The organism is Cellulomonas sp. (assembly GCF_036279715.1).
Classification (GTDB): Bacteria; Actinomycetota; Actinomycetes; order Actinomycetales; family Cellulomonadaceae; genus Cellulomonas_A.
Genome location: NZ_DASUIR010000042.1, coordinates 1 through 25750 on the forward strand (window position 1 = coordinate 1; position 25750 = coordinate 25750).

Below are 25750 nucleotides of genomic sequence, written 5' to 3' on the forward strand. Positions count from 1 at the left end.
GCGATCCCGGGGCTCGCGATCGTGCGACCCGCCGACGCCAACGAGACCGCCGCGGCCTGGAGGGCCGTCCTCGAGCGCACCGACGGTCCGGTCGGCCTCATCCTCACGCGCCAGAACGTGCCCACGTTCCCGCGCGGCGAGGACGGCTTCGCCACGACCGACGGTGTCGCGCGCGGCGCCTACGTCCTGCTCGAGGCCAGCGCCGGGACGCCCGACGTGATCCTCATCGGCACCGGCTCGGAGGTCCAGCTCGCCGTCGAGGCACGCACGACGCTCGAGGCCGCCGGGATCGCGACCCGCGTCGTCTCCGCGCCGTGCCTCGAGTGGTTTGCCGAGCAGGACGTGGCGTACCGCGAGCACGTGCTGCCTGCTGGCGTCCGGGCCCGGGTCTCGGTCGAGGCGGGCATCGCGCTCTCGTGGCACAAGATCGTCGGCGACGCCGGCCGATCCGTCTCGCTCGAGCACTACGGGGCTTCGGCCGACTCCGAGACGCTGTATCGCGAGTTCGGCATCACGGCGCAGGCCGTCGTGGCTGCGGCCCGTGAGTCGATCGAGGCAGCTCACGGCGCGCACGCGCCGGCATCCGACGCGGGTGCGCCGGCGCAGGGTGGGACGGGCGACCAGCTCGCTTGACCCGAGGCATCATGTTCTGGAAAGGGCACCACGATGACTGAGACCGGAACCAACCCCCTCGGTGGACCGCTCGACCGCCTCACGGAGGCCGGCGTCGCCATCTGGCTCGACGACCTGTCGCGCGAGCGGCTCCGCACGGGCAACCTTGCCGAGCTCGTCACGACCCGACGGGTTGTCGGTGTGACCACGAACCCGACGATCTTCGCGAACGCGCTCGCGAAGGGCGACGCGTACGAGGCGCAGCTCACGGAGCTCGCCGGGCACAGGGCGGACGTCGACGAGGCGGTCTTCGCCATCACGACCGACGACGTCCGCGAGGCGGCCGACCTGCTGCGCCGCGTGTATGACGCCTCGTCGTACGTCGACGGTCGGGTGTCCATCGAGGTCGACCCGCGGCTGGCTCGCGACACCCAGGCGACGATCGACGCGGCCAAGGCGCTGTGGGCGACGGTCGACCGGCCGAACGTGCTCATCAAGATCCCCGCCACGGTCGAGGGTCTGCCGGCGATCACCGCGGTGCTCGCCGAGGGGATCAGCGTCAACGTGACGCTGATCTTCTCCCTCGCGCGCTATCGCGAGGTGCTCGACGCGTTCGCCACCGGCCTCGAGCAGGCCCGTGCCAACGGCCACGACCTCGCGCCCATCGCGTCGGTCGCGTCGTTCTTCGTGTCGCGCGTCGACACGGCGATCGACCCGCGGCTCGACGCGCTGGGCACCCCTGAGGCCCACGCCCTGCGCGGCGCCGCCGCCATCGCCAACGCGCGGCTCGCCTTCGGCGTGTACGACGAGTTCGTCGCAGGCGACCGGTGGGCGGCGCTGGCAGCGGACGGGGCGCAGCCCCAGCGGCCGCTGTGGGCCTCGACCGGGGTCAAGGACAAGGCCTACCCGGACACGCGGTACGTCGACGAGCTCGTCGTCCGGGGCGTGGTCAACACGATGCCCGGCGCGACCCTCGAGGCGGTCGCCGACCACGGTCGGATCACGGGCGACACCGTGCACGGCACCGAGGCGGAGTCCGCAGCGGTGATCACGGGTCTCGCCCACCTCGGGATCGACATCGATCAGGTCACCGACCAGCTCGAGACCGAGGGGGTCAGCAAGTTCGAGGCCAGCTGGTCCGAGCTGCTGGCGACGGTCGCCGCGGGTCTCGCGCGGGTGGTGGCATGAGTCCCGCTCGCGTGACGGCCGATCACAACCCTCTGCGCGATGCCCGGGACCGTCGCCTGCCGCGCATCGCGGGCCCCTGCGGGCTCGTGATCTTCGGCGTCACGGGCGACCTCGCCCGCAAGAAGCTCATGCCGGCGGTCTACGACCTCACCAACCGCGGGCTCCTGCCGCCGGGGTTCGCGCTGACCGGCTTCGCCCGCCGCGACTGGGAGACCCAGGACTTCGCGAAGATCGTGCACGACTCGGTGCGCGAGTACGCGCGCACGCCGTTCCGCGAGGCCACCTGGCGCCAGCTCGCCGAGGGCATCCGGTTCGTGCAGGGGACCTTCGACGACGACGACGCGTTCGACCGGCTCCGGGAGAACGTCGAGGAGCTCGACGTGTCGCGGGGCACCGGCGGCAACCACGCGTTCTACCTGTCGGTCCCGCCGAGCGCATTCCCCGACGTGTGCGAGCAGCTCGAACGTTCCGGGCTGTCGCAGCCGAAGCCGGGCACGTGGCGCCGCGTCGTGATCGAGAAGCCGTTCGGCCACGACCTGGAGAGCGCGCGCAAGCTCAACGACGTCGTCTCGAAGGTCTTCCGGCCCGACGACGTGTTCAGGATCGACCACTACCTCGGCAAGGAGACCGTCCAGAACCTGTTGGCTCTGCGGTTCGCGAACCAGCTGTTCGAGCCGATCTGGAACTCCAACTACGTCGACCACGTGCAGATCACCATGGCCGAGGACATCGGCATCGGCGGCCGGGCCGGGTACTACGACGGCATCGGTGCCGCGCGCGACGTCATCCAGAACCACCTCCTCCAACTGCTCGCGCTGACAGCGATGGAGGAGCCCGTCTCGTTCGAGGCGGGCGGGCTGCGGGCCGAGAAGCTCAAGGTGCTCTCGGCCGTGCGGCTACCGCGCGACCTGGGCAAGCACACGTCGCGCGGCCAGTACACGGCCGGGTGGCAGGGCGGTGAGAAGGTCGTCGGGTACCTCGACGAAGAGGGGTTCTCCAAGACCTCGTCGACCGAGACCTTCGCCGCGATCCGCGTGGACATCGACACGCGGCGCTGGGCGGGCGTGCCGTTCTACCTGCGGACCGGCAAACGGCTCGGGCGTCGCGTCACCGAGATCGCCGTCGTGTTCAAGCGCGCCCCGCACCTGCCCTTCGAGTCCACCTCCACGGAGGAGCTCGGCAAGAACGCGCTGGTCATCCGGATCCAGCCCGACGAAGGGGTGACCCTGCGCTTCGGCGCGAAGGTCCCCGGGACCGCGATGGAGGTCCGGGACGTCACGATGGACTTCGGGTACGGGCACGCGTTCACCGAGTCGTCGCCCGAGGCGTACGAGCGGCTCATCCTCGACGTGCTGCTCGGCGACCCGCCGCTCTTCCCTCAGTTCGAGGAGGTCGAGCTCTCGTGGAAGATCCTCGACCCCGTCACGGCGTACTGGGCCTCGAAGGGCGCACCGGACGAGTACCGGTCCGGCACCTGGGGCCCGGCGTCGGCCGACCGGATGATGGACCGCGACGGACGCCACTGGAGGATCCCGTGATCATCAACATGCCCGCCACGTCGACCCGCGAGATCAACCGGCGACTGATCAAGGAGCGCGACGAGGGCGGCGCGATCGCGCTCGGACGGGTTCTGACCCTCATCATCGACGTCGACGGCCAGGACGCCGAGGAAGCCATCGAGGCGGCCAACGACGCGAGCCGCGAGCACCCATGCCGCATCATCGTGCTCGCGAACGGCGACCACGTCGGGCCCGCCCGGCTCGATGCGCAGATCCGCCTGGGCGGCGACGCCGGCGCGAGCGAGGTGATCATCCTGCGACCGACGGGTGAGCTCGCGGACCACCTCGACACCCTCGTGATCCCGATGCTCCTGCCCGACGCCCCGATCGTGGCGTGGTGGCCGCACGAGGTCCCCGCGGACCCGGCGCAGCACCCGGTCGGCCGGATGGCGCAGCGCCGCATCACCGACACGACGCGGTGCTCCAACCCGAACGCGTCGCTCCGCAAGCTCGCCAACGTGCACGCCGAGGGCAACACCGACCTCGCGTGGACACGCGCGACGCTGTGGCGCGGGCTCATCGCGGCGTCCCTGGACCAGGCTCCGTACGAGCCGGTTCAGCGGGCCGTCGTCTCCGGAGAGAGCACGCACCCGTCCGTCGAGCTCATGGCGGCGTGGCTCGCCCAGTCCCTGCGTTGCCCGGTCGAGGTCATTCGGATCCCGGATGCGCTCGCCATCACGCAGGTCCGCCTCGACCGCGCGAGCGGGCCGATCATCCTCGAGCGGCCCGACGGCAAGACGGCCGCCCTCATCCAGCCGGACCAGCCCGAGCACCGCATCGCCATGCCGATCCGCCAGCTGCCGGAGTGCCTCGCCGAGGAGCTGCGGCGGCTCGACGACGACGAGGTCTACGGCGAGGTCCTGACCAAGGGCCTGGCCAGGCTGACCGCGTGACCGCTGCGCCGACCCCCGGTCCGGTGCGCCGCGTCGTCGTCCACCCGGATGCCCCGACGCTCGTGGCGGCCACCGCGGCGCGCCTGCTGACGCGCCTGCTGGACGCGCAGTTGACCCACTCCCCCGTGCACCTGGCGCTCACCGGGGGGACCGTGGGGATCGCGACCCTCGCGGCCGTGGCGTCGCACCCGGCCCGCGACGCGATCGACTGGTCGGGCGTGCACGTCTGGTGGAGTGACGAGCGGTTCCTGCCAACCGGCGACCCTGAGCGCAACGAGACCCAGGCTCGTGACGCGCTGCTCGACGCTCTCGGCGGGGCCCTCCCCCCGGCGAACGTGCACCCCATGCCGGCGCCCGGCTCCGCACCGGCGATCAGCACGCCCGAGGAGTCAGCCGCGGCCTACGCCGACGAGCTGGTCCGGTTCGCCCCGGCTGGGTCGAGCGTCCCGCCCTTCGACGTCCTGATGCTCGGCATGGGACCCGACGGGCATGTGGCCTCGCTGTTCCCCGGTCATGCCGCTCTCACGGTCACCGGCGTCTCCACGGTCGGTGTGCACGGATCGCCCAAACCCCCGCCGGAGCGGGTGTCTCTCACCTTCGACGCGATCAATGCCGCGCACGAGGTGTGGCTCGTCGTCTCGGGCGCTGAGAAGGCGATGCCCGTCGCCTCTGCACTTGCGGGCGACCCGGTCGATCGAACCCCGGCAGCGGGCGCTCAAGGCCGCGAGCTGACGCTCTGGCTCCTCGACGCCGACGCGGCGGCAGGGTCGACGGACTAAGTCGTCCTAGGATGCCAGCGCGCTAGGTTGCGCGAGGCCGTCGTCGACCCGGGTCTGGGTGTCGACGCCCAGGGGTTGCATCGACGGCGCCAGACAGACCCGGGGGGCCTGGGGCGCGGCCCGGACAGCGTCAGACGCCACGCCGTGCGCGCAGAGCGGCGAGCGCCTCGTCGAGGATCGCCTCGCCATCCTCGTCGGAACGACGCTCCTTCACGTACGCCAGGTGCGTCTTGTACGGCTCGTTGCGCGTCGGCGAGGGCGGGTTCTCCTGGTCCTGGCCACCGGGGAAGCCGCACCGGGGGCAGTCCCACGTCGCCGGGGCCTCGAGCGCGGCCTCCTCGGCGAAGCTCGGCCGGGTCTCGTGCCCGTTCGCGCACCAGTAGGAGACCCACACCCGCGGCGCGCTGTCTCCGCGCTCGGCCTCGCCCATCGGACCTGCACCGACACGCGAGCCTCTGATCGCGCTACCACTCGCCACGGCTCGTCCGTCCCCTCAGGCCACGCGTTCGATGAGACCAAGCAAGATGATGACGACGGCCCAGAAGACTGCGGCGCCGACTGTGATGCGGTTCAGGTTCCGCTCCGCGACGCCCGAGCTGCCCGCACTGCTCGTGATGCCGCCGCCGAACATGTCGGACAGTCCGCCGCCCCGGCCCTTGTGCAGCAGCACCAGGGGGATGAGGAGCACGCTGGACAGCACCAGCAGGATCAGGAGGGTGATGCGCAGGGCGTCCACGTCGTCGTCGGTTCCTCACTCGGGCGGTTCGTCACCTGTTGGTGATCGGACAAGCGCTGATCGGTCTGACAAGCATGCGCGGCGACACGATGCCGCGGTACAGCGTAGGCGACTGCGGGCGATGCGGGCGAACCTCGCAGGCGGCCGTTCGAGCGCCGTCCGGTGGGCAGGCGCGCCGACCTGACGGTGCGGGGTGGGGGTGCCGCGTCGGCCTCCCCACCCCGCAGGCGTCAGAGCCCGACTGCGTGCGAACGGAAGCGCGCGATCTTCGCGAACTCGTCCGGGTCGAGGCTCGCGCCGCCGACGAGCGCGCCGTCGACATCGTCCTTGTCGAGGATCGACGCGACGTTCGACGACTTCACCGAACCGCCGTACAGGACCCGAACTGCCTCGGCGACACCGGCCGAGTACAGCTCCGCGAGACGCGTGCGGATCGCTGAGGCGACCTCCTGTGCGTCCTCCGGGGTCGCGACCTCGCCCGTGCCGATGGCCCAGACGGGTTCGTACGCGATGACGACGCGCGACACCTGCTCGTCCGTGAGGCCCGCCAGTGAGCCCTCGAGCTGAGCCAGCGTGTAGGGCACCTGCTCCCCCGCCTTGCGGACGGCAAGGCCCTCGCCGACGCACACGATGGGGACGATGCCCGCACCGAATGCCGCAACAGCCTTGGCCGCCACGAGCGCGTCCGACTCCTGGTGGTACTCGCGCCGCTCGGAGTGCCCGACCGCGACGTAGCTGACACCCAGCTTGGCGAGCTGCGCCGCGGACACCTCACCGGTGTAGGCGCCGTTCGCGTGCGCCGACACGTCCTGGGCGCCGTAGCCGATCTCGAGCTTGTCCGCATCCACGAGCGTCTGCACGGAGCGGATCGCCGTGAACGAGGGCAGGACGACGACCTCGGTGGCCGAGTAGTCGTGCTTGCCGTCCTTCAGCGCCCAGGCGAGCTTCTGGACGAGGTGCACTGCCTCGTGGTGGTCGAGGTTGAGCTTCCAGTTGCCCGCGATGAGCGGGATGCGGGTCGATGCCACGGTCATGCCTCCAGGACTGCGATGCCGGGGAGGGTCTTGCCCTCGAGGAACTCCAGGCTGGCTCCGCCGCCTGTGGAGATGTGACCGAAGCCGGCCTCGTCGAAGCCGAGGATGCGCACGGCCGCGGCCGAGTCGCCGCCACCGACGATCGTGAAGGCTCCGTTGGTGCCTGCGTCGACGAGCGCCTGCGCGACCGCGCGGGTGCCGGCTGAGAACGCCTCGAACTCGAACACGCCGGCCGGACCGTTCCAGACGACCGTCTTCGCGTCGAGGATCTTGCTCCGGAACAGCTCGGCCGAGGCCGGGCCGATGTCCAGGCCGATGCGGCCGTCCGGGATCGCGTCCGCGGCGACGACGTCGTGCGGCGAGTCGGCAGCGAACGCGTCCGCCACGACGATGTCCGTCGGCAGGACGATCTCGACGCCGCTCTCGGCTGCCTGCGCGAGGTAGCCCTTGACGGTCTCGATCTGGTCCTGCTCGAGCAGCGAGTTGCCGACCGAGTAGCCCTTGGCCGCGAGGAACGTGAAGACCATGCCGCCGCCGATGAGGAGACGGTCGGCCTTCGTCATGAGGTTCGCGATGACGCCGAGCTTGTCGGAGACCTTCGAGCCGCCGAGCACGACCACGTAGGGCCGCTCGGGGTCGTCTGTCGCCTTGCGCAGCGAGTCGACCTCCTTGAGGACGAGCTTGCCGACCGCGTGGGGCAGCTTGAGCGCGATGTCGTAGACCGACGCCTGCTTGCGGTGCACGACACCGAAGCCGTCGGACACGTACACGTCGGCCAGCGCGGCGAGGTCGTCCGCGAGCGACTCGCGCTCGGCATCGACCTTGGAGGTCTCGCGCGGGTCGAACCGAATGTTCTCGAGCAGAGCGATCTCGCCGTCACCGAGCGCGGCGACGGTCGCCTTCGCGGAGTCGCCGATGGTGTCCTTCGCGAGGGCGACCGGCTTGCCGAGCAGCTCGCCGAGCCGCGTGGCGACCGGCGCGAGGGAGTACTTGTCCTCAGGTGCGCCCTTCGGGCGACCGAGGTGTGCGGTGACGACCACGCGTGCGCCCGCGTCGAGCAGGGCGTTGAGCGTGGGCAGCGCGGCACGCACGCGGCCGTCGTCGGTGATCGTCGCGCCGTCGAGCGGCACGTTGAAGTCAGAGCGGACGAGGACGCGCTTGCCGCGCAGATCCCCGAGGTCCTCGATGGTCTTCATGGTCCTACTTCCTCAACAGGACGGCCCGCGGCCGCCGCAATGCCCAGTGACATGACAGCGTCCGCGTGCGCCCGAGGCCCGAAGGCCGCGTGGCGCACGCGGACGCATGGCCGTGCTACTTGCTACGTGCTCAGGCGCTAGCCGTCAGAGCCGCTCGCCGACGTACTCGGTGAGCGCGACGAGGCTGCTCGAGTAGCCCCACTCGTTGTCGTACCAGGCGACGATCTTGACGAGGTCTCCGCTGACCTTGGTCAGCTTCGCGTCGAAGATGCTCTGGTGCGGGTTCGTCACGATGTCGCTCGAGACGATGTCGTCCTCGGTGTACTCGAGAACGCCCTTGAGCGGGCCGTCGGCAGCGGCCTTGACCGCGGCGTTGACCTCGTCGACGGTGACCTCACGCGACGCGGTGAAGGTCAGGTCCACAGCAGAGCCCGTGATGACCGGCACGCGCATCGCGAAGCCGTCGAGCTTGCCCTTGAGCTCCGGGAGCACGAGCGAGACGGCCTTGGCCGCACCCGTCGAGGTCGGAACGATGTTCTGCGCAGCGGCACGCGCACGACGAAGGTCGCGGTGCGGGCCGTCCTGGAGGTTCTGGTCACCCGTGTAGGCGTGGATCGTGGTCATGAGACCACGCTCGATGCCGATGGCGTCGTTGAGCGCCTTGGCGACCGGGGCGAGGCAGTTCGTCGTGCACGACGCGTTGGAGATGATGTTCTGCGTCGCCGCGTCGTACTGCGTGTGGTTCACGCCCATCACGAAGGTGCCGTCCTCGTTCTTCGCCGGGGCGGAGATGATGACCTTCTTGGCGCCGGCCGTGAGGTGCGCCTTGGCCTTCGTGGCGTCCGTGAAGAAGCCCGTCGACTCGATGACGATGTCGGCACCGAGCTCGGCCCACGGCAGGTTCGCCGGGTCGCGCTCTTCGAGGGCCCGGATCGGCTTGCCGTCGACGATGATGTTGCTCTCGTCGTACGACACGCTGAGCGGGAAGCGCCCCAGCACCGTGTCGTACTTCAGCAGGTGCGCCAGGGTCTTGTTGTCCGTGAGGTCGTTGACACCGACGATCTCGATGTCTGCCCCGGACGCCAGGATGGCCCGGTAGAAATTACGTCCGATACGGCCGAAGCCGTTGATACCGACGCGGATGGTCACTTGCCCTCCTCGGCACGCGCCGACAGGGCCGGCGCACACAGTTACGGTCAGAGACGAGCGCGCACGCCGCTGTGCGCCTCTCCGATGGCGTCCGACCTGCGAGCGAACTCGTCGACCGCGGCCCCATCGGATGAGTCGAGCCTACACGGGTGCGGCAGGGGCCGTCGGGACCATGGTCCGCTCGAAACGGGCCCCGGAGACATCCTGCGCGCGCCGCCCACCGGGCCCCGACCTGCACGTCGAGTCGTCAGAGATCGAGGTACTCGGGCGACAGACCAGCCTCGGTGTCCGGGATACCCAGCTCGGAAGCGCGCTTGTCGGCAGTCGCCAGCAGCCGACGGATGCGCCCTGCGACGGCATCCTTGGTCAGGACCGGGTCGGCGAGCTTCCCCAGCTCCTCGAGCGACGCCTCCTTGTGCGCGAGGCGCAGCTCGCCGGCCTCGCGGAGGTGCTCGGGAAGGTCCGCACCGAGGATCTCGAAGGCCCGCTCGACGCGCGCTCCTGCGGCGACCGCGGCGCGTGCCGAACGGCGCAGGTTCGCGTCGTCGAAGTTCGCCAGCCGGTTCGCGGTGCCGCGCACCTCGCGCCGGACCCGGCGCTCCTCCCACAGCAGCATCGTGTCGTGGGCACCGAGCCGGGCGAGCATCGCGCTGATCGCATCGCCGTCCCGGATCACGACGCGGTCGACCCCGCGCACCTCGCGCGCCTTCGCCGCGATGCCGAGCCGACGTGCCGCACCGACGAGCGCCAGGGCGGCCTCGGGTCCGGGACACGTGATCTCCATCGACGACGACCGGCCGGGCTCCGTCAGCGAGCCGTGCGCGAGGAACGCTCCCCGCCACGCGGCCTCTGCCTCGCCGATGCCGGCCGAGACGACCTGGGGCGGCAGGCCACGGACCGGGCGCCCCCTGTTGTCCAGCAGGCCCGTCTGCCGCGCGAGAGACTCGCCCTCCTTGACGACCCGGACCACGTACCGGCTCCCCCGACGCAGCCCGCCGGCCGAGACCACGATGACCTCGCTCGTGTGCCCGTAGACCTCGGCGATCGCCTGACGCAGCCGTCGGGCGGCGATGCCCGTGTCCAGCTCCGCCTCGACGACTATCCGCCCCGAGATGATGTGGAGGCCGCCCGCGAACCGGAGCGTCGCGGAGACCTCGGCCTTGCGGCATGACGTCTTGTCGACCTTGAGCCTCGCGAGCTCGTCCTTCACCTGTGCCGTCAACGCCATGGCGTCATCCTGCCATCACCTACCGGTCGCCGGTGCGGGTCCCGACATCCCCGAAGGTTCCCTCGACCACGTCGCGCAATGCCGCGGCCAGGCGCAGCGGGTCGTGCCGCGGGCTCCCGTCGCTCACACCCACCTGACGGAGGAGCAGCCGTGCGCCGAGCTCGTCGGTCCGGGCGACGAGCGCCGCGACGTCCCCGACAGCCGACGGGTCCGCGACCACGGCGTCGATCCTCAGGTCCGGGGCCTGCCCGTGGATCACGTCGAGATGCTGCTCGACCGGCATCCCTGCCGTCTCGCCCGAGCCGGCGGACAGGTTGAGCACGACGATCCGACGCGCGGGCGTGCGGTGCAGCGCGTCCGAGAGCGCGGGCACCAGCAGGTGGGGCAGGACCGAGGTGAACCACGACCCCGGTCCGAGCACGACCCAGTCGGCCGCGTCGATCGCGGCGACCGCCTCGGGGCACGCCGGTGGTGCATCGGGAACGAGGCGAAGCCGCGTGATCCGCCCGGTCGTCACGGCGACCGTGCTCTGCCCGCGCACGACCCGGTGGCCGCCGTCCGCGTCGTCCACGTCGGCCTCGATCGCGAGCGGGACGGCAGCCATCGGGAGCACGCGGCCACGCGCCCCGAGCAGCTTGCCCACCCAGTCGAGGCCCTCGACGGTGTCACCCAGCAGCTCCCACAGCGCGACGATCAGCAGGTTGCCCACCGCATGCTGGTCGAGGTCCCCGGACGACGCGAAGCGGTGCTGCATCACGTCGCGCCACAGGCGGCCCCACTCGGAGTCGTCGCAGAGCGCGGACAGCGCCATGCGCAGGTCTCCGGGCGGCAGGACGCCGAGCTCGTCACGCAGGCGTCCCGACGACCCGCCGTCGTCGGCGACCGTGACGACAGCGGTGAGCTGGTCCGACATGAGCCGGAGAGCCGACAGCGTCGCCGACAGCCCGTGACCACCGCCGAGTGCGACGAATGCGGGATCCGGCTGGTGCCCGGCCCTCATTCCTTGCCGAGGTCGCGGGCGCCGACGGTCACCCGGTGACCCTGGTCCCGAAGCCGGGCCGCGATCGCCTCGCTGATGGCGACCGAACGGTGCTTCCCGCCCGTGCAGCCGACGGCGATCGTGACGTACCGCTTCTCCTCGTGCAGGTAGCCGTTGAGCACCGGCTCGAGCGCCGACACGTACCGGTCGACGAACTCGAGGGCGCCCGGCAGGCCCAGGACGTAGTCGCGCACCGCAGCGTCGCGCCCCGACAGATGGCGCAGCTCGCTGATCCAGTACGGGTTCGTCAGGAACCTGACGTCGACGACGTGGTCCGCGTCGAGCGGGATGCCGTACTTGAACCCGAACGAGACGATGTTGACCCGCAGCGGGTCGTCACCCGCGGCCGTGACGACCGCCCGGACCTGCCGGCCCAGCTCGTGGACGTTGAGCTCGGAGGTGTCGATGAGGATGTCGGCGCGCTTGCGGGTGTCGGCGAGCAGCGCGCGCTCGGCGGCGATCCCGTCGAGGACGCGCCCGTCGCCCTGCAGCGGGTGGGGACGGCGGACGGTCTCGAACCGGCGGACCAGGACCTCGTCCGACGCGTCGAGGAACAGGATCCGGTAGTCGATCCCCGACTCGCGCAGGCCGGACAGCACCTGTGCGAGGTCGGAGAAGAACTCACGCGTGCGGACGTCGACGACGGCCGCGAGGCGCTGACCGTCGCCCGCGACACCGTGACGCATCATGCCGATGAGGTGCGTGAGCATCTGCGCCGGAAGGTTGTCGACCACGTACCAGTCGAGGTCCTCGAGCACCGCTGCGGCACGCGAGCGACCCGCGCCGGACATGCCCGTGATGATCAGGACGTGCGGCGCCGGAAGCCGGGGCGCCTCGGTCGCTGCCTCCAGGGCAGGGATGCCGGACGGGACAGTGATCGGCGAAACCTCGTCGCTCATGACCCCAGCATGCCAGTGTTCATGCCCGCTCCCTCCCTGGCGGCCGCCTCGTCGTCGGCTCCAGGCGTCGCGATGGCCGGCGCGGTGTCGGCACGCAGCGCGGCGACGACCGTCGCGGCCGTCCGCGCACCCATCCCCTGCACGGACGCGATCTCGTCGACCGACGCCAGCCGCAAGCGTTTGAGCGACCCGAAGTGCTTGAGCAGCGCAGCGGACCGCGCTGGCCCGAGCCCCGGGACCGCGTCGAGGGCCGAGACGGTCATGCCCTTGCTGCGCCGCTTGCGGTGCGCGCTGATCGCGAACCGGTGGGCCTCGTCCCGCAGCCGCTGCAGCAGGTACAGCCCCTCCGAGCTCCGCTCGAGGATCACCGGGTAGTCCTCCCCCGGCAACCAGACCTCCTCGAGCCGTTTCGCGAGCCCGCACAGGGCGACATCGTCGATGCCGAGCTCCGCGAGTGCCGCGGCCGCTGCGGCGACCTGAGGCTGGCCGCCGTCCACCACGACAAGGTTCGGCGGGTAGGCGAACCTCGTCGGGCGACCCGTGCTCGGGTCGACGGGACCCGAGCGCAACGGGGCGTCGTCGTCCGCACCCCCCTCGTCCAGCTCGAGCTCGACGTCCCCCGAGGCCGCCCGCTCCGCGAGGTACCGCCGGAACCTGCGTGTGATGACCTCGCGCATCGCTTCGGTGTCGTCGCGGGCGCCCTCCCCCTCGGCGCCGCGGATGCTGAAGTGTCGGTACTCGCTCTTGCGGGCGAGGCCGTCCTCGAACACGACCATGGACGCCGACTGGAACGTGCCCTGGTTGTGCGAGATGTCGTAGCACTCGATCCGCAGCGGGGCGCTCGGCAGGTCGAGAGCCTCCTGGATCTCGCGGAGGGCCTGGCTCCTCGTTGTGAGGTCACCCGCCCGGCGGGTGCGATGCAGCGCGAGGGCATGCTCGGCGTTGCGCCGAACCGTCTCGGCGAGCTCACGCTTGTCGCCGCGCTGCGGCACCCGGATGTCGACGCGAGCCCCACGCAGCCCGGTCAGCCAGGCCTGCACCTGGTCGACCTCCGTCGGCAGCACGGGGACAAGGACCTCACGCGGGACTGCCCGAGCGTCGCCGGTCACGCCGCGCTGCGTGCTGTCGGCGGACTGCTCGGCGCCGTAGACCTGCTCGAGCAGGCGCTCGACCAGGTCAGCGTCGGTGGCGTCCTCGACCTTCTCGACGACCCAGCCGCGTTGACCCCTGATCCGGCCGTCCCGGACATGGAACACCTGCACCGCAGCCTCGAGCTCGTCGCCGACCAGCCCGAAGATGTCGGCGTCTGTTCCGTCCGCAAGAACGACCGCGTTGCGTTCCATCGCGCGTTCGAGCGCTGCGATGTCGTCGCGCAGCCGGCCGGCCTGCTCGAAGTCCAGCTCGGCGGCTGCGTCCCGCATGCGCTGGGTCAACCGGCGCGTGAACTTCGCGGCGTCCCCCGCCATGAAGTCGCAGAAGTCCTCGGCGAGCGCGTGATGGTCGTCCGGGGAGATGCGCCCGACGCACGGGGCCGAGCACTTGTCGATGTACCCGAGCAGGCACGGCCGGCCCTGCTGGTTCGCCCGCTTGAACACCCCTGCCGAGCAGGTCCGCACCGGGAAGACCCGGAGCAGGAGGTCGACGGTCTCGCGGATCGCCCACGCATGCGCGTACGGGCCGAAGTACCGGGTGCCCGGACGCTTGGCGCCGCGCATGACCTGCACGCGCGGGAACTCGTCGGCGAGCGTGACCGCGAGGTAGGGGTACGACTTGTCGTCGCGGTACTTGATGTTGAACCGCGGGTCGAACTCCTTGATCCACGAGTACTCGAGAGCAAGGGCCTCGACCTCGGTGCTGACGACCGTCCACTGGACCGAGGCCGCCGTCGTGACCATCGTCTGCGTCCGAGGGTGCAGGTTCGCGACGTCCTGGAAGTAGTTCGCGAGGCGCGAGCGCAGGCTCTTCGCCTTGCCGACGTAGATGACGCGACCGTGCTCGTCCCGGAAGCGGTAGACGCCCGGAGAGTCGGGGATCTCACCGGGTGCGGGGCGGTAGGTGGCGGGATCGGCCATGGGTACGAGGGTAGTTCGCGCCACCGACGCCCCACGCACCGTGAGCTACGGCAGGCTCGGTTAGCGTGACGGCATGGGCACCCTGCACGCATACCGCGCCGACGTCGTGTGGACCGGCGCCGGTGCTGTCGGCACGGCGGGATACGCCGCCTACAGCCGCGACCATGAGGTGCGCATCGCCGGCAAGCCTGCGCTGCCCGGCTCGTCGGACCCCGCCTTCCGCGGTGACCCGGCCCGGTTCACCCCCGAGGAGCTGCTCGTCGCAGCGCTCGCGCAGTGCCACATGCTCTGGTTCCTGCACCTCGCCGCCGCAGCCGGCGTCGTCGTGCTGGCGTACACCGACCATGCCCGCGGGACCATGCTGGTCGAGGGAGCAGGGCACGGGCAGTTCACCGAGGTCGTCCTGCAACCCTTCGTCACGCTCGCCCTGGGTGCACGTACGCCCGGCGGCGACCCGGTCGACGACGCGCACCTCGAGGCTCTGCACCTCCGCGCGCACGAGAGCTGCTTCGTCGCGCGCTCCGTGAACTTCCCGGTGCGCTGCGAGCCTGCTGCACACACCACCGACGCGTCGCCTGCTGTCACCGCCGCCGACGGCTGAGCCGTCCCGGACCCCGGGCCCCCGGGCCCCCCGGGCAGACGCAGCCGACGCGATCACGCCCCGACGGCGACCCGCTCCGGCTCGAGGACCTCGGCGAGGAACCGGCCCGTGTGACTTGCCGCAACCGTCGAGACATGCTCGGGAGTTCCCTCCGCGATGACGCGACCGCCGCCGTTGCCGCCCTCCGGACCCATGTCGATCACCCAGTCGGCGTTCTTGATCACATCGAGGTTGTGCTCGATGACGACCACGCTGTTGCCCTTGTCGACGAGCGACTGCAGGACTCCGAGCAGCTTGCGGATGTCCTCGAAGTGGAGGCCCGTGGTCGGCTCGTCGAGCACGTAGATCGTGCGACCGGACGAGCGCTTCTGCAGCTCCGCAGCGAGCTTGACCCGCTGGGCCTCACCGCCGGAGAGCGTCGGTGCCGGTTGCCCGAGGCGCACGTACCCGAGCCCGACATCGACGAGCGTGCGCAGGTGGCGAGCGATCCCGGGAACGGCCGCGAAGAACTCGGCCGCCTCCTCGATCGGCATGGCCAGCACGTCCGCGACTGTCTTGCCCTTGAAATGCACCTCGAGGGTCTCGCGGTTGTAGCGGTCGCCGTGGCACACCTCGCACGGGACGTACACGTCCGGCAGGAAGTTCATCTCGATCTTCAGCGTGCCGTCACCCGAGCACGCCTCGCAACGCCCGCCCTTGACGTTGAACGAGAAGCGGCCCGGCGCGTAGCCGCGGACCTTGGCCTCCGTCGTCTCGGCGAACAGTCGGCGCACGTGATCCCAGACCCCGGTGTACGTCGCGGGGTTCGATCGCGGCGTACGCCCGATCGGTCCCTGGTCGACGTGGACGACCTTGTCGAGAGTGTCGAGCCCGGTCACGCGCGTGTGCCGACCGGGCACCTGCCGTGCCCCGTTGAGCTGGTTGGCCAGCACGGTGTACAGGATGGAGTTGACCAGGGTGGACTTGCCCGAGCCCGACACCCCGGTCACCGCGATCAGCGTGCCGAGCGGGAACGACACGTCGATGCCGGTCAGGTTGTGCTCGCGCGCCCCGAAGACCGTGAGCATGCGCTCGGGGTCGATCGGGCGACGGCCGTCCGGCATGGGGATCGAGCGACGGCCCGACAGGTACGCACCCGTGAGCGAGTCCTTCGAGGCGAGCAGCCCGGGAAGGTCCCCCGAGTGCACGACCCGTCCGCCGTGCTCACCCGCGCCGGGACCGATGTCGACGATCCAGTCGGCCGCGCGGATCGTGTCCTCGTCGTGCTCGACGACGATGAGCGTGTTGCCCAGGTCGCGCAGCCGGGTCAGGGTGTCGATGAGCCGACGGTTGTCACGCTGGTGCAGACCGATGCTCGGCTCGTCGAGCACGTAGAGCACACCGGTCAGCCCCGACCCGATCTGGGTCGCGAGCCGGATGCGCTGCGCCTCACCGCCGGACAGGGTCGCCGCGGGGCGCATCAGCGAGAGGTAGTCGAGGCCGACGTCGAGCAGGAACCCCAGCCGCGCCTGGATCTCCTTGAGGACCTGCAGGGCGATCGCTGCCTCGCGCTCACCGAGCTCGAGGGTGTCGAGGAAGTCGCGTGCGTCGCGGATCGGCAACGCACAGACCTCGGCGATCGAACGACCGCCGATCTTGACGGCGAGCACCTCGGGCTTGAGCCGCGTGCCCTCGCACACAGGGCACGGGACCTCGCGCATGAAGGCCTCGTACTTCTCCTTGCTCCACTCCGACTCAGTCTCGCCGTGCCGACGCTCGAGGAACGTCACGACGCCCTCGAACCCCGTCGAGTACTGGCGCTCGCGACCCCAGCGGTTCTTGTACTTGACGCGTACCTCATGGTTCTCGCCGTAGAGCACCGCATGCTTGGCGCGCTCGGGCAACGCTCGCCACGGCGTGTCCATCGAGAAGCCGAGGTCGCTCGCGAGCGCGCTCAGGACCCGCTGGAAGTACTCGCTCGAGATCTGTGCCCACGGCGCCACCGCGCCCTCGGCAAGCGACGCCTCCTCGTCCGGGATCACGAGGTCGGGGTCGATCTCGAGACGTGACCCGATGCCGGTGCACTCCGGGCACGCGCCGTAGGGCGCGTTGAACGAGAACGTCCGCGGCTCGATCTCCTCGAGCGTGAGCTCGTGGTCGTTCGGGCAGGCACGCGTCTCGGAGAAGCGCCGCTCGCGGGCCGGGTCGTCGATGTCCGCGTCGACGAGCTCGACGACGAGCAGGCCGCCGGCGAGGCCGAGCGCTGTCTCGACGGAGTCTGTGAGGCGGCGCTGGACGCCCTCGCGCGCGACGAGGCGGTCGACGACGACCTCGATGTCGTGCTTGAGCTTCTTCTCGAGCGTCGGCGGTGCGGTGAGCTGCACGACGCCGCCGTCGACCCGGGCGCGCGCGAAGCCCTTCGCCTGCAGCTCCTTGAACAGGTCGGAGTACTCGCCCTTGCGGCCGCGCACGACCGGTGCGAGCACCTGGTACTTGGTGCCCTCGGGCAGCTCGAGCAGCCGGTCGACGATCTGCTGCGGCGTCTGGGCCGTGACGCGCTCGCCGCACACCGGGCAGTGCTGCGTGCCCGCGCGAGCGAACAGCAGGCGCAGGTAGTCGTAGACCTCCGTGATGGTGCCGACCGTCGACCGGGGGTTGCGGTTCGTCGACTTCTGGTCGATCGACACGGCCGGGGACAAGCCCTCGATGAAGTCGACGTCGGGCTTGTCCATCTGACCCAGGAACTGGCGCGCGTACGCCGACAGCGACTCGACGTACCGGCGCTGACCCTCGGCGAAGATCGTGTCGAAGGCGAGCGAGGACTTGCCCGAGCCGGACAGCCCGGTGAAGACGATGAGCCGGTCCCGCGGGAGATCCAGGTCGACGTTGCGCAGGTTGTGCTCACGTGCACCCTGGATGACGAGTCGTTCGTTCACCCGGACAGTTTACGGTGCACGACCGACATCCGTACACCTGTTCGAACCAGACCCGTCGGGGTGTCGTCGTTCGGCGCAACCCTGATGATGGACGCGTGGCGAACGACGAGACCGTCCCGATCGGTGAGTACGCGGTGCTGGGCGACGGTCGGACCGCGGCGCTGGTGTCGCGACGCGGCTCCGTGGACTGGCTGTGCCTCCCCCGGTTCGACTCGGCCGCGTGCTTCGCCTCCCTACTGGGCACGGCCCACAACGGTCGCTGGCTTCTGACGGTGCCCGACGCGACCCACGTGGAGCGGACGTACCTCGACGACTCGTTCGTCCTGCGGACGGTCTACACCGCGCCCCGCGGCACAGCGTTCGTCGACGACGCCATGCCGCTCGCCGACGGGCGCGCCGACCTCGTGCGGCGCATCACCTGCACCGAGGGCACGGTTGCCGTCGAGCACGAGTGGGTCGTTCGGTTCGGGTACGGCGCGATCGTCCCGTGGCTGCACCGCGTCGTCGACCCCGCCGGTCACCACGCGATCCGCGCGATCGCTGGACCCGACTCGCTCGTCCTACGCGGCGACCGCCTGCCGCACGCCGTGGGTCATCGGCATCGCGACGAGTTCGAGCTGGACGCAGGCGAGAGCGTCGAGCTGGTGTGCACCTGGGTCAGGTCCTGGGACCCCATCCCGTCGCCGCTGCCCATCGAGGACCGGCTCGCGTCGACGGCGAAGGCGTGGAGCGCCTGGGCGAACGGCTGCCGCTACGAGGGGTCGTACCGCGACGCCGTCGTGCGGTCGTTGCTCGTGCTGAACATGCTCACCGACGCCGAGACGGGTGGGATCGTCGCCGCAGTCACGACGTCCCTGCCTGAGGACTTCGGGGGCGAACGGAACTGGGACTACCGCTACTGCTGGCTGCGCGACGCTGCACTGACCATCCAGGCGCTCCTCGAGCACGGGTTCCCGGACGAGTCGACGGCGTGGCGTGACTGGTTGCTGCGCGCCGTCGCGGGCGACCCCAAGGACCTGCAGATCATGTACGGCGTCGACGGCCGTCGCGACCTGCCCGAGCGCACGCTCGACCACCTGCCCGGGTATGCGCGGTCGCTCCCGGTGCGCCTCGGAAACGCGGCCGTCGGTCAGGTGCAGAACGACGTGCTCGGCGAGGTCATGTGCGCGCTGCACGCGGCGCGAGATGCCGGTCTTGCCGAGTCCGCCGACTCGTGGTCGCTGCAGCGGCACCTCGTCGACCAGCTCGTGCTCCAGTGGCGGGAGCCCGACCGTGGGATCTGGGAGGTGCGCGGTGCCCCCCGCCACTTCACGCACTCGAAGATCATGGCGTGGGCCGCGCTCGACCGCGCCGTCCGCGGGATCGAGGAGCACGGCCTGAGCGGACCTGCCGACCTGTGGCGCTCGGAGCGCGACGCCATCCGCACCGACGTCCTGACCCACGGCTGGGACCCGGAGCAGCGCACGTTCGTCCAGTCGTACGGTGCCAAGCACACCGACGCCGCTCTCCTCCAGCTCGTCCAGGTCGGCTTCCTGCCGCCCGACGACGACAGGGTCACGGGCACGATCGCGGCGATCCGGCGCGAGCTCGAGCTCGCACCCGGGCTGCTGCACCGCTACCTGCCCGAGCACACCGACGACGGGGTGGCCGGCTCCGAGCACCCCTTCCTCGCGTGCTCGTTCTGGCTCGCCGACGCGCTCAGCCGCCGCGACGAGCTCGAAGAGGCAACCGCGGTCCTCGACATCCTCACCGGCCTCACGAACGACGTCGGCCTGCTCGCGGAGCAGTACGATCCGCTCACCGGCCAGATGGCGGGCAACTTCCCTCAGGCGCTCAGCCATCTCGCGCTCGTCCGCGCGGTCCACAGCCACGACGAGGCGGTCGCCCGCAAGGGCGGTGCCCTCTGACCCACGCTCAGGAGGTCATGATGACGGACACCGACCACGTCTCCCCCGGCGGCCCGACCGTCGTGCGGGCGCTCGACGAGATCGTCATCCGCACCGTGTCCGTGGGTCCGATGGCCAACAACGCCTACCTGCTGACCTGCCGCCGCAGCGGCGCTCAGCTCCTCATCGATGCCGCGGACAACCCCGACCGGCTCCTCGCGCTCGTCCGGGAGGGATCCGGCTCGGCGCGGCTCGACCTGGTCGTCACGACGCACCGTCACCCCGACCACCTGCAGGCGCTGCGCTCGGTCGTCGCCGTGACCGGCGCCCACGTCGCCGCGGGAGCCGACGACGCGGATGCGATCGCCCGGGCCACGGAGACCTCGGTGGGCCGGCGCCTGCACGACGGCGACCCCGTCACAGCCGGTCACCTGACCCTGCAGGTCGTCGCGCTGCGCGGTCACACCCCGGGATCGATCGCGCTGGTGTACCGCGAGCCTGAGCACGCGAGCGCCCCCGGGGCGGTCCCCGGGCGGGCCCACCTGTTCACGGGCGACTCGCTGTTCCCGGGCGGCCCGGGCAGGACGACGAGCACCGCGACGTTCACGGCCCTCATGGACGATCTCGAGGCCCGCGTGTTCGCGCGGTTCGACGACCAGACGCTGGTCTACCCCGGTCACGGCGACCCGACGACCCTGGGCGCGGAGCGCCCGCACGTCCAGGAGTGGCGCGCCCGCGGCTGGTGACCGCCCTGCTCAGTCCCGCTGCACCGGGCCGAGCCAGGCGTTCGCGACCGTCGCGTGCGCCGACTCCCCGTCGGAGGGGTGGAAGATCCCCGCGAGCACGTCCCGGTAGAGCCGGCCGAGCTCGTTGCCGGCGAAGTACGACGATCCCCCACCGACGCGCAGCGCCTGGTCGACCACGTACCGCGCGTTCTCTGTCGCCCGGACCTTGAGCCCGACCAGTCGCGGGAACCACTGCGCGCCGTGGTCGGCGAGCTCGTCGACGTCCCGTGCGAGGCTCGTGACCTGCGGCAGCATCCCGTCCTGCGCGATGGCCGCCTCGGCGACCTTCCAGCGGATGTCCGGGTCCTGCGCGTACGACCTCCCGCCGTTCTTCATCGACGTCCGTCGGTGAGCGGCGCCGACAGCGAGCTCGAGCGCCCGCTGCCCGATCCCGGTGTACACAGCAGCGAGCAGGATCTCGAACGTCGCGAACAACGCGAAGATGAACGGGTCGGGGCTGGGGCCGACGGGCAGCCGCCGGTAGACGCGGTCGGCCCGCGCCGGGGCTCCGGCGAACCGCGTCGTGCAGCTCTGGGTCGCCCGCATGCCGAGCGTGTCCCAGTCGTCGCCGACCTCGATCCCGCCCGCGTCGCGGTCGACGACGGCGTGGACGAGCAGGGGTGAGGCCGGGTCGGAGTCGTCGCGCCCGAACAGCGCGATCCGCGTCCAGGCCGGCGAGAGGGACGTGAAGATCTTCGTGCCCGTGAACCGGTAGCCGCCGTCGGGCTCGGGCTCGGCGCGAGTGCGCGAGTCGAACATGACGAGGTCGTTGCCCGCCTCGGAGTTGCCGAACGCGTAGACCTCGCCTCGGGCCGCGTCGTCGAGGACGAAGGCGAGCGACCGGTCGCCGCGCGCGACGAGAGCCGCCGCGATGCCGGTGACGACGAGGTGCATGTTGACGGCGAGCGCGGTGGCCGGCGCGGCCGCAGCGAGCCGCACCTGCTGGCACGCGACACGCTCGAGGCTGAGACCGAGGCCGCCGAGCGACGATGGGACGAAGGCCTTGAGGTACCCGGCCGCGGCGAGGTCGGCAAGGTCTTCGTGCGGGAAGGCGTTGTCGCGGTCGTAGCCCGCAGCTCGACCGGCGATCCGGGCCAGCAGCTCGTCGCTCAGGACGTCAGGAGTCGTCGTCATGGCTGCACTCTCTCACCGGGGCGCGCGACCGGCCCAGGCGATCCGGCAAGATGACGTCATGTCGATCTTCGCCGTCGAGTACACCTACCACGACCTTCCCGAGCTCAGGTCGCAGACGCAAGCGCGTCACCGCGCCTACCTCGGGTCGCTGGCGGAGGACGGGCGCCTGCTCGGTTCGGGTCCGTACACCGATGGGTCGCCCGGCGCGCTGCTGGTGTTCCGCGTCGACGGGCGTCCAGCGCTCGACGCACTGCTCGCGGCTGACCCGTACGCTCTCGTCGGTCTCATCGCCGGGACCAGGGTCCGGACGTGGGACCTCATCCTCGGCGGGTGGGCCAACGGGGCCTGACCCCGATCGATGCCACCGGCGTCGTACGTCTCAGCGCGACCCCGGGAGCGCGACCGGCTCGATGCGCTCTTCCACCGCGGTCCCCTCGACCGACCGAACGACATAGGCGCCCTTGCCGGCGCGTTCCGAGACTGCTCCGACGAGCTCCGTCCCGCGGTACACCAGCCCGACGCCGTCGTCGGTGCAGTGCGTCGTGGGCAGCGTGCCGTCGCCCACAAGGCGGTGCACGAGCGGACGCCTCCCCGCCTCGGAGTCGTAGTGCACACCATTGCCGAACGGCAGCAGCCCGAGTCCGTTGGTCACGGCACGCAGCTCTGGGCCGAACGAGTCGGTCGTGCCGCCCACATACCAGCAGATCGAGCCCGCGCTGACCCCGGCCAGGACGACGCCGGCCTCCCAGACCCGCCGGAAGATCCCGTCGAGGCCGTGCACGCGCCACACGGCCAGCAGGTTCGCGACGGAGCCGCCCCCGACCCAGACGACGTCCTGGTCGAGCAGGAACCCCTCGATGTCCTCGACGTTCGGCATCGTGAACAGGCGCAGGTGCGCGAGGTCGAAGCCTGCGAGCCGAGCAGCCTCCTCGGTCTCGCCGCGAAAGGCTGCCTGGTCGCCACCGGCTGTGCCGACATGGCAGACCCGTGGTCGACCGGTGACTCCAGCAAGGTCGACCGCATGGCGGACGAGCGGCCCGAACTCGAGGGACGTGCGCACCCCCGGGACGTGCCCTCCGGAGGTGGCCAGGATCGTGGGCTCGGGAGTCGTCATGCGCTCGGCAGCGCGTCGTTCGCCTCACGACGGGCATCGCGCCGGGAGGCTGCCAGGCTCGCGAGGGTCGTCACACCGAGGATCCCGACGATCGCGCCCAACGACAACCAGATGGGGACTTCGGGCGCCCATGCAACCGGCTGGCCGCCGTTGATGAACGGCACCTCGTTCTCATGCATCGCGTGCAGGACCAGCTTCACGCCGATGAAGCCCAGCAGCACCCCGAGGCCGATGTTGAGGTACACCAGGCGGGTCAGCAGGCCCCCGATGAGGAAGTAGAGCTGGCGCAGCCCCATGAGCGCGAACAGGTTCGCCATGAGCACCAGGTACGGCTCACGGGTCAGCCCGAAGATCGCGGGGATCGAGTCGAACGCGAACAGCAGGTCGGTCGCGCCGAGTGCGACGAGCACGATGAGCATGGGGGTCACGAGCCGGCGTCCGCCCTCGACGACCGTCAGCCGCACGCCTCGGTAGTCGTCGGTCGCCGGCAACCGCTTCTGGACGATGCGCAGCAGCAGCGGCGGCGTGTAGTCCTCCTCGTCGGCCTCCCCCTCACGCGCGACCCTGACAGCGGTCCACACGAGGAACAGGCCGAACAGGTAGAACACCCAGCCGAAGTTGGCGATCACGGCGGCGCCGAGGCCGATGAAGATCCCCCGGAAGACGAGCGCCAGCATGATGCCTACCAGCAGAGCCGTCTGCTGGTACGCCCTCGGCACCGCGAACTTGGTCATGATCAGCAAGAAGATGAACAGGTTGTCGACCGAGAGCGAGTACTCGGTCAGCCAGCCCGCGTAGAACTCCCCCGCGTACTGGGCCCCCGAGGCGGTCCAGACGCCCAGGCCGAACAGCACTGCGAGCCCGACGTAGAGCGCGAGATGCCGCAACGACTCGCCGGTGCTGGGCACGTGCGGGCGGCGCCCGACGACGGCCACGTCGACGACGAGCAAGGCCCCGGCGAGTCCGAGGGAGACGATCCACACCAGAAGAGAGACGTGCACGGGGACCTTTCAGCTCACGAGGGTGGAGTCCGCGGAAGCGACGCGCGCGGCATCGCCCCGGGTCTTGAGGAGGCTTGCCACCGTCGCTACTGCGAGGGTTCCGACGATGACCGCCAAGGACAACCAGATCGGGATCTCCGGTGCCCAGGCTACGTGACGGCCGCCGTTGACGAACGGCAGCTCGTTGGTGTGCAGCGCCTCGAGCACGAGCTTGACGCCGATGAAGCCGAGGATGACAGCCAGCCCCTGGGACAGGTAGACCAGGCGCGTCAGCAGCCCGCCGAGCAGGAAGTACAGCTGGCGCAGGCCGAGCAGGGCGAACGCATTCGTCGTGAAGACGATGTACGGCTCCTTCGTGAGCCCATAGATCGCCGGGATGGAGTCGAGTGCGAACAGGAGGTCGGTGCTGCCGATCGCGACCATGACGAGGAGCATCGGCGTGAGGTACCGGGTGCCGCTGATCCGCGTCGTCAAGCGGTCACCGTGGTACTCGTCGGTGGTCGGGACGACCCGCTTGAGCAGGCGGACCGCCAGCCCGTCGCTCCGCTGGGCGGACGCGGCGTCGTCATCCGCGTCGTGGTCCTGGCGGGCGAGCTTGATGCCCGTGACGACCAGGAACGCGCCGAAGAGGTAGAAGACCCACGAGAACTGCGTGATGACGGCGGCCCCGAGCAGGATGAACACCGTGCGAAGGACCAAGGCGATCGCGACCCCGACGAGGAGGACCTTCTGCTGGTAGGCGCGCGGCACCGCGAACCCGGTCATGATGATGAGGAACACGAAGAGGTTGTCGACCGAGAGGCTCTTCTCGGTCACGTAGCCCGCGAAGTACTCCGAGCCGTGGTCCCAGCCCCAGGCAACGCCGAGGCCGACGCCGAAGACGAGCGCGAAAGCGACGTAGAAGATCGACCACCGGGCAGACTCACGGAAGGTCGGTTCGTGCGGGGTGCGCACGTGCGCGTAGAAGTCGAACACGATGATCGCGACGACGAGTGCGGCGGTGGTGCCCCATACCCACAGGGGGACAGACATGGTTACCTCCGGTACGGAACTGGGTACCGGAGGTCTCTCCCACTCGTCGCTCACGCGATCGAGCCGGCGCTACCGGGCCGACCGCTGAGTCGACCGTGATGACGAGAACGCCGTGGCGGGATACTCCCCTCCAACGCGCCCCAGCATACGGCACGGCCCCGACGCTGCCCCGTCGGACTCCTAGGCCGTGGCGGCCTGCATGCCGCGCAGCTCCCGCTTGAGCCCCGAGATCTCGTCGCGCAGCCGCGCTGCGACCTCGAACTGCAGCTCGGCAGCCGCCGCATGCATCTGGTCCGTGAGCTCCTGGATGAGCCCCGCGAGGTCGCCGGCCGCCGCGCCGGCGAGCCGGCTCCGCTCGGTCGGCTTCGCGCCCGACCCGGGCACGGGCGCCTTGCCGCGACCCGCCTGCCGGTACCCGCCCGCGAGCAGCTCCTGGGTGTCGACGTCCTCGCGCGCGAGCATGTCGGTGATGTCCCCGATCCGCTTGCGCAGCGGAGTCGGGTCGATACCGTTCGCGGTGTTGTAGGCCACCTGCTTCTCACGGCGACGGTTCGTCTCGTCGATCGCCTGCGCCATGGCCGGGGTGATCTGGTCGGCGTACATGTGCACCTGGCCCGACACGTTGCGCGCCGCACGGCCGATCGTCTGGATCAGCGATGTCGCCGACCGCAGGAAGCCCTGCTTGTCGGCGTCGAGGATGCTCACGAGCGACACCTCCGGCAGGTCGAGCCCCTCGCGCAGCAGGTTGATGCCGACGAGCACGTCGTACTCGCCCAGCCGTAGCTCGCGCAGCAGCTCGACGCGGCGGAGCGTGTCGACCTCGGAGTGCAGGTACCGGACGCGCACGCCCTTCTCGAGCAGGTAGTCGGTGAGGTCCTCCGACATCTTCTTGGTCAGC

24 protein-coding genes are annotated in these 25750 nt (G+C 70.7%); 9 read left to right on the plus strand and 15 right to left on the minus strand.

The window, feature by feature from the left end:
- The 5 genes from VFW79_RS04355 to pgl form a co-directional block, all read left to right on the plus strand.
- Nucleotides 1-633 (plus strand): transketolase-like TK C-terminal-containing protein (locus VFW79_RS04355; RefSeq protein WP_329676092.1); only part of this gene is annotated, 633 nt, incomplete at its 5' end.
- Between the two features lie 33 nt (nucleotides 634-666).
- On the plus strand, nucleotides 667-1800 hold the full coding sequence (gene tal, locus VFW79_RS04360; protein WP_329676093.1) for a transaldolase: 1134 nt from the start codon (nucleotides 667-669) through the stop codon (nucleotides 1798-1800).
- The gene (zwf, locus tag VFW79_RS04365) at nucleotides 1797-3338 is read left to right on the plus strand and encodes a glucose-6-phosphate dehydrogenase (RefSeq protein WP_329676094.1); all 1542 of its coding nucleotides are present in this window, start codon (nucleotides 1797-1799) and stop codon (nucleotides 3336-3338) included. Before tal ends, zwf begins: the two co-directional genes overlap by 4 nt.
- Complete coding sequence (locus tag VFW79_RS04370) at nucleotides 3335-4252, plus strand: glucose-6-phosphate dehydrogenase assembly protein OpcA (RefSeq protein WP_329676095.1); 918 nt, start codon at nucleotides 3335-3337, stop codon at nucleotides 4250-4252. The genes zwf and VFW79_RS04370 overlap by 4 nt, the downstream gene beginning before the upstream one ends.
- Nucleotides 4249-5031, plus strand: a complete 783-nt coding sequence (gene pgl, locus VFW79_RS04375; RefSeq protein WP_329676096.1) for a 6-phosphogluconolactonase — start codon at nucleotides 4249-4251, stop codon at nucleotides 5029-5031. Before VFW79_RS04370 ends, pgl begins: the two co-directional genes overlap by 4 nt.
- Before the next feature lie 130 nt (nucleotides 5032-5161).
- Here the strand turns inward: pgl and VFW79_RS04380 are convergent, their stop codons facing one another.
- The 9 genes from VFW79_RS04380 to uvrC form a co-directional block, all read right to left on the minus strand.
- On the minus strand, nucleotides 5162-5509 hold the full coding sequence (locus VFW79_RS04380; RefSeq protein ID WP_329676097.1) for an RNA polymerase-binding protein RbpA: 348 nt from the start codon (nucleotides 5507-5509) through the stop codon (nucleotides 5162-5164).
- A gap of 15 nt (nucleotides 5510-5524) precedes the next feature.
- Nucleotides 5525-5767 carry a preprotein translocase subunit SecG gene (gene secG, locus VFW79_RS04385; protein ID WP_291801165.1) on the minus strand — a complete coding sequence of 81 codons (243 nt, stop codon included), beginning with the start codon at nucleotides 5765-5767 and terminating at the stop codon, nucleotides 5525-5527.
- A 230-nt stretch (nucleotides 5768-5997) separates the two neighbouring features.
- Nucleotides 5998-6795, minus strand: a complete 798-nt coding sequence (gene tpiA, locus VFW79_RS04390) for a triose-phosphate isomerase (RefSeq protein WP_329676098.1) — start codon at nucleotides 6793-6795, stop codon at nucleotides 5998-6000.
- A gap of 2 nt (nucleotides 6796-6797) precedes the next feature.
- On the minus strand, nucleotides 6798-7997 hold the full coding sequence (locus tag VFW79_RS04395) for a phosphoglycerate kinase (protein WP_329676099.1): 1200 nt from the start codon (nucleotides 7995-7997) through the stop codon (nucleotides 6798-6800).
- A gap of 144 nt (nucleotides 7998-8141) precedes the next feature.
- A complete protein-coding gene (gene gap / locus VFW79_RS04400; RefSeq protein WP_329676100.1) occupies nucleotides 8142-9146 on the minus strand; it encodes a type I glyceraldehyde-3-phosphate dehydrogenase in 1005 nt (334 codons plus the stop codon).
- Between the two features lie 247 nt (nucleotides 9147-9393).
- Entirely contained in the window at nucleotides 9394-10374 is a 981-nt protein-coding gene (gene whiA / locus VFW79_RS04405) for a DNA-binding protein WhiA (protein ID WP_329676101.1), read from the minus strand.
- A gap of 19 nt (nucleotides 10375-10393) precedes the next feature.
- Nucleotides 10394-11374: a uridine diphosphate-N-acetylglucosamine-binding protein YvcK gene (locus tag VFW79_RS04410; protein ID WP_329676102.1), complete on the minus strand. Its 981-nt coding sequence runs from the start codon at nucleotides 11372-11374 to the stop codon at nucleotides 10394-10396.
- Nucleotides 11371-12312: an RNase adapter RapZ gene (gene rapZ, locus VFW79_RS04415; RefSeq protein ID WP_329676103.1), complete on the minus strand. Its 942-nt coding sequence runs from the start codon at nucleotides 12310-12312 to the stop codon at nucleotides 11371-11373. Before rapZ ends, VFW79_RS04410 begins: the two co-directional genes overlap by 4 nt.
- On the minus strand, nucleotides 12309-14384 hold the full coding sequence (gene uvrC, locus VFW79_RS04420) for an excinuclease ABC subunit UvrC (protein WP_329676104.1): 2076 nt from the start codon (nucleotides 14382-14384) through the stop codon (nucleotides 12309-12311). Before uvrC ends, rapZ begins: the two co-directional genes overlap by 4 nt.
- A gap of 73 nt (nucleotides 14385-14457) precedes the next feature.
- On the opposite strand from uvrC, the gene VFW79_RS04425 reads away from it, so the two are divergent.
- Nucleotides 14458-14985, plus strand: coding sequence for an OsmC family protein (locus VFW79_RS04425; protein ID WP_329676105.1), 528 nt, complete (start codon nucleotides 14458-14460; stop codon nucleotides 14983-14985).
- Nucleotides 14986-15038: 53 nt separating this feature from the next.
- Here VFW79_RS04425 and uvrA read toward each other — a convergent pair whose 3' ends face one another.
- Complete coding sequence (gene uvrA, locus VFW79_RS04430) at nucleotides 15039-17900, minus strand: excinuclease ABC subunit UvrA (RefSeq protein ID WP_329676106.1); 2862 nt, start codon at nucleotides 17898-17900, stop codon at nucleotides 15039-15041.
- A gap of 95 nt (nucleotides 17901-17995) precedes the next feature.
- Here uvrA and VFW79_RS04435 point away from each other — a divergent pair, with 95 nt between their 5' ends.
- Both VFW79_RS04435 and VFW79_RS04440 read left to right on the plus strand, forming a co-directional pair.
- Complete coding sequence (locus VFW79_RS04435; RefSeq protein ID WP_329676107.1) at nucleotides 17996-19807, plus strand: glycoside hydrolase family 15 protein; 1812 nt, start codon at nucleotides 17996-17998, stop codon at nucleotides 19805-19807.
- 20 nt (nucleotides 19808-19827) lie between these two features.
- Nucleotides 19828-20532, plus strand: a complete 705-nt coding sequence (locus VFW79_RS04440; RefSeq protein WP_329676108.1) for an MBL fold metallo-hydrolase — start codon at nucleotides 19828-19830, stop codon at nucleotides 20530-20532.
- A gap of 9 nt (nucleotides 20533-20541) precedes the next feature.
- On the opposite strand, the gene VFW79_RS04445 is transcribed toward VFW79_RS04440, so the two are convergent.
- Nucleotides 20542-21705, minus strand: a complete 1164-nt coding sequence (locus VFW79_RS04445) for an acyl-CoA dehydrogenase family protein (RefSeq protein WP_329676109.1) — start codon at nucleotides 21703-21705, stop codon at nucleotides 20542-20544.
- Between the two features lie 58 nt (nucleotides 21706-21763).
- On the opposite strand from VFW79_RS04445, the gene VFW79_RS04450 reads away from it, so the two are divergent.
- The gene (locus tag VFW79_RS04450) at nucleotides 21764-22054 is read left to right on the plus strand and encodes a YciI family protein (protein WP_329676110.1); all 291 of its coding nucleotides are present in this window, start codon (nucleotides 21764-21766) and stop codon (nucleotides 22052-22054) included.
- 30 nt (nucleotides 22055-22084) lie between these two features.
- Here the strand turns inward: VFW79_RS04450 and VFW79_RS04455 are convergent, their stop codons facing one another.
- The 4 genes from VFW79_RS04455 to VFW79_RS04470 all read right to left on the minus strand — a co-directional run.
- Entirely contained in the window at nucleotides 22085-22819 is a 735-nt protein-coding gene (locus tag VFW79_RS04455) for a peptidase E (protein ID WP_329676111.1), read from the minus strand.
- Nucleotides 22816-23820, minus strand: coding sequence for a TerC family protein (locus tag VFW79_RS04460; protein WP_329676112.1), 1005 nt, complete (start codon nucleotides 23818-23820; stop codon nucleotides 22816-22818). Before VFW79_RS04460 ends, VFW79_RS04455 begins: the two co-directional genes overlap by 4 nt.
- A gap of 9 nt (nucleotides 23821-23829) precedes the next feature.
- The gene (locus VFW79_RS04465; protein ID WP_329676113.1) at nucleotides 23830-24852 is read right to left on the minus strand and encodes a TerC family protein; all 1023 of its coding nucleotides are present in this window, start codon (nucleotides 24850-24852) and stop codon (nucleotides 23830-23832) included.
- Between the two features lie 180 nt (nucleotides 24853-25032).
- A partial coding sequence (locus tag VFW79_RS04470; RefSeq protein WP_329676114.1) for a helicase-related protein occupies nucleotides 25033-25750 on the minus strand: 718 nt, incomplete at its 5' end.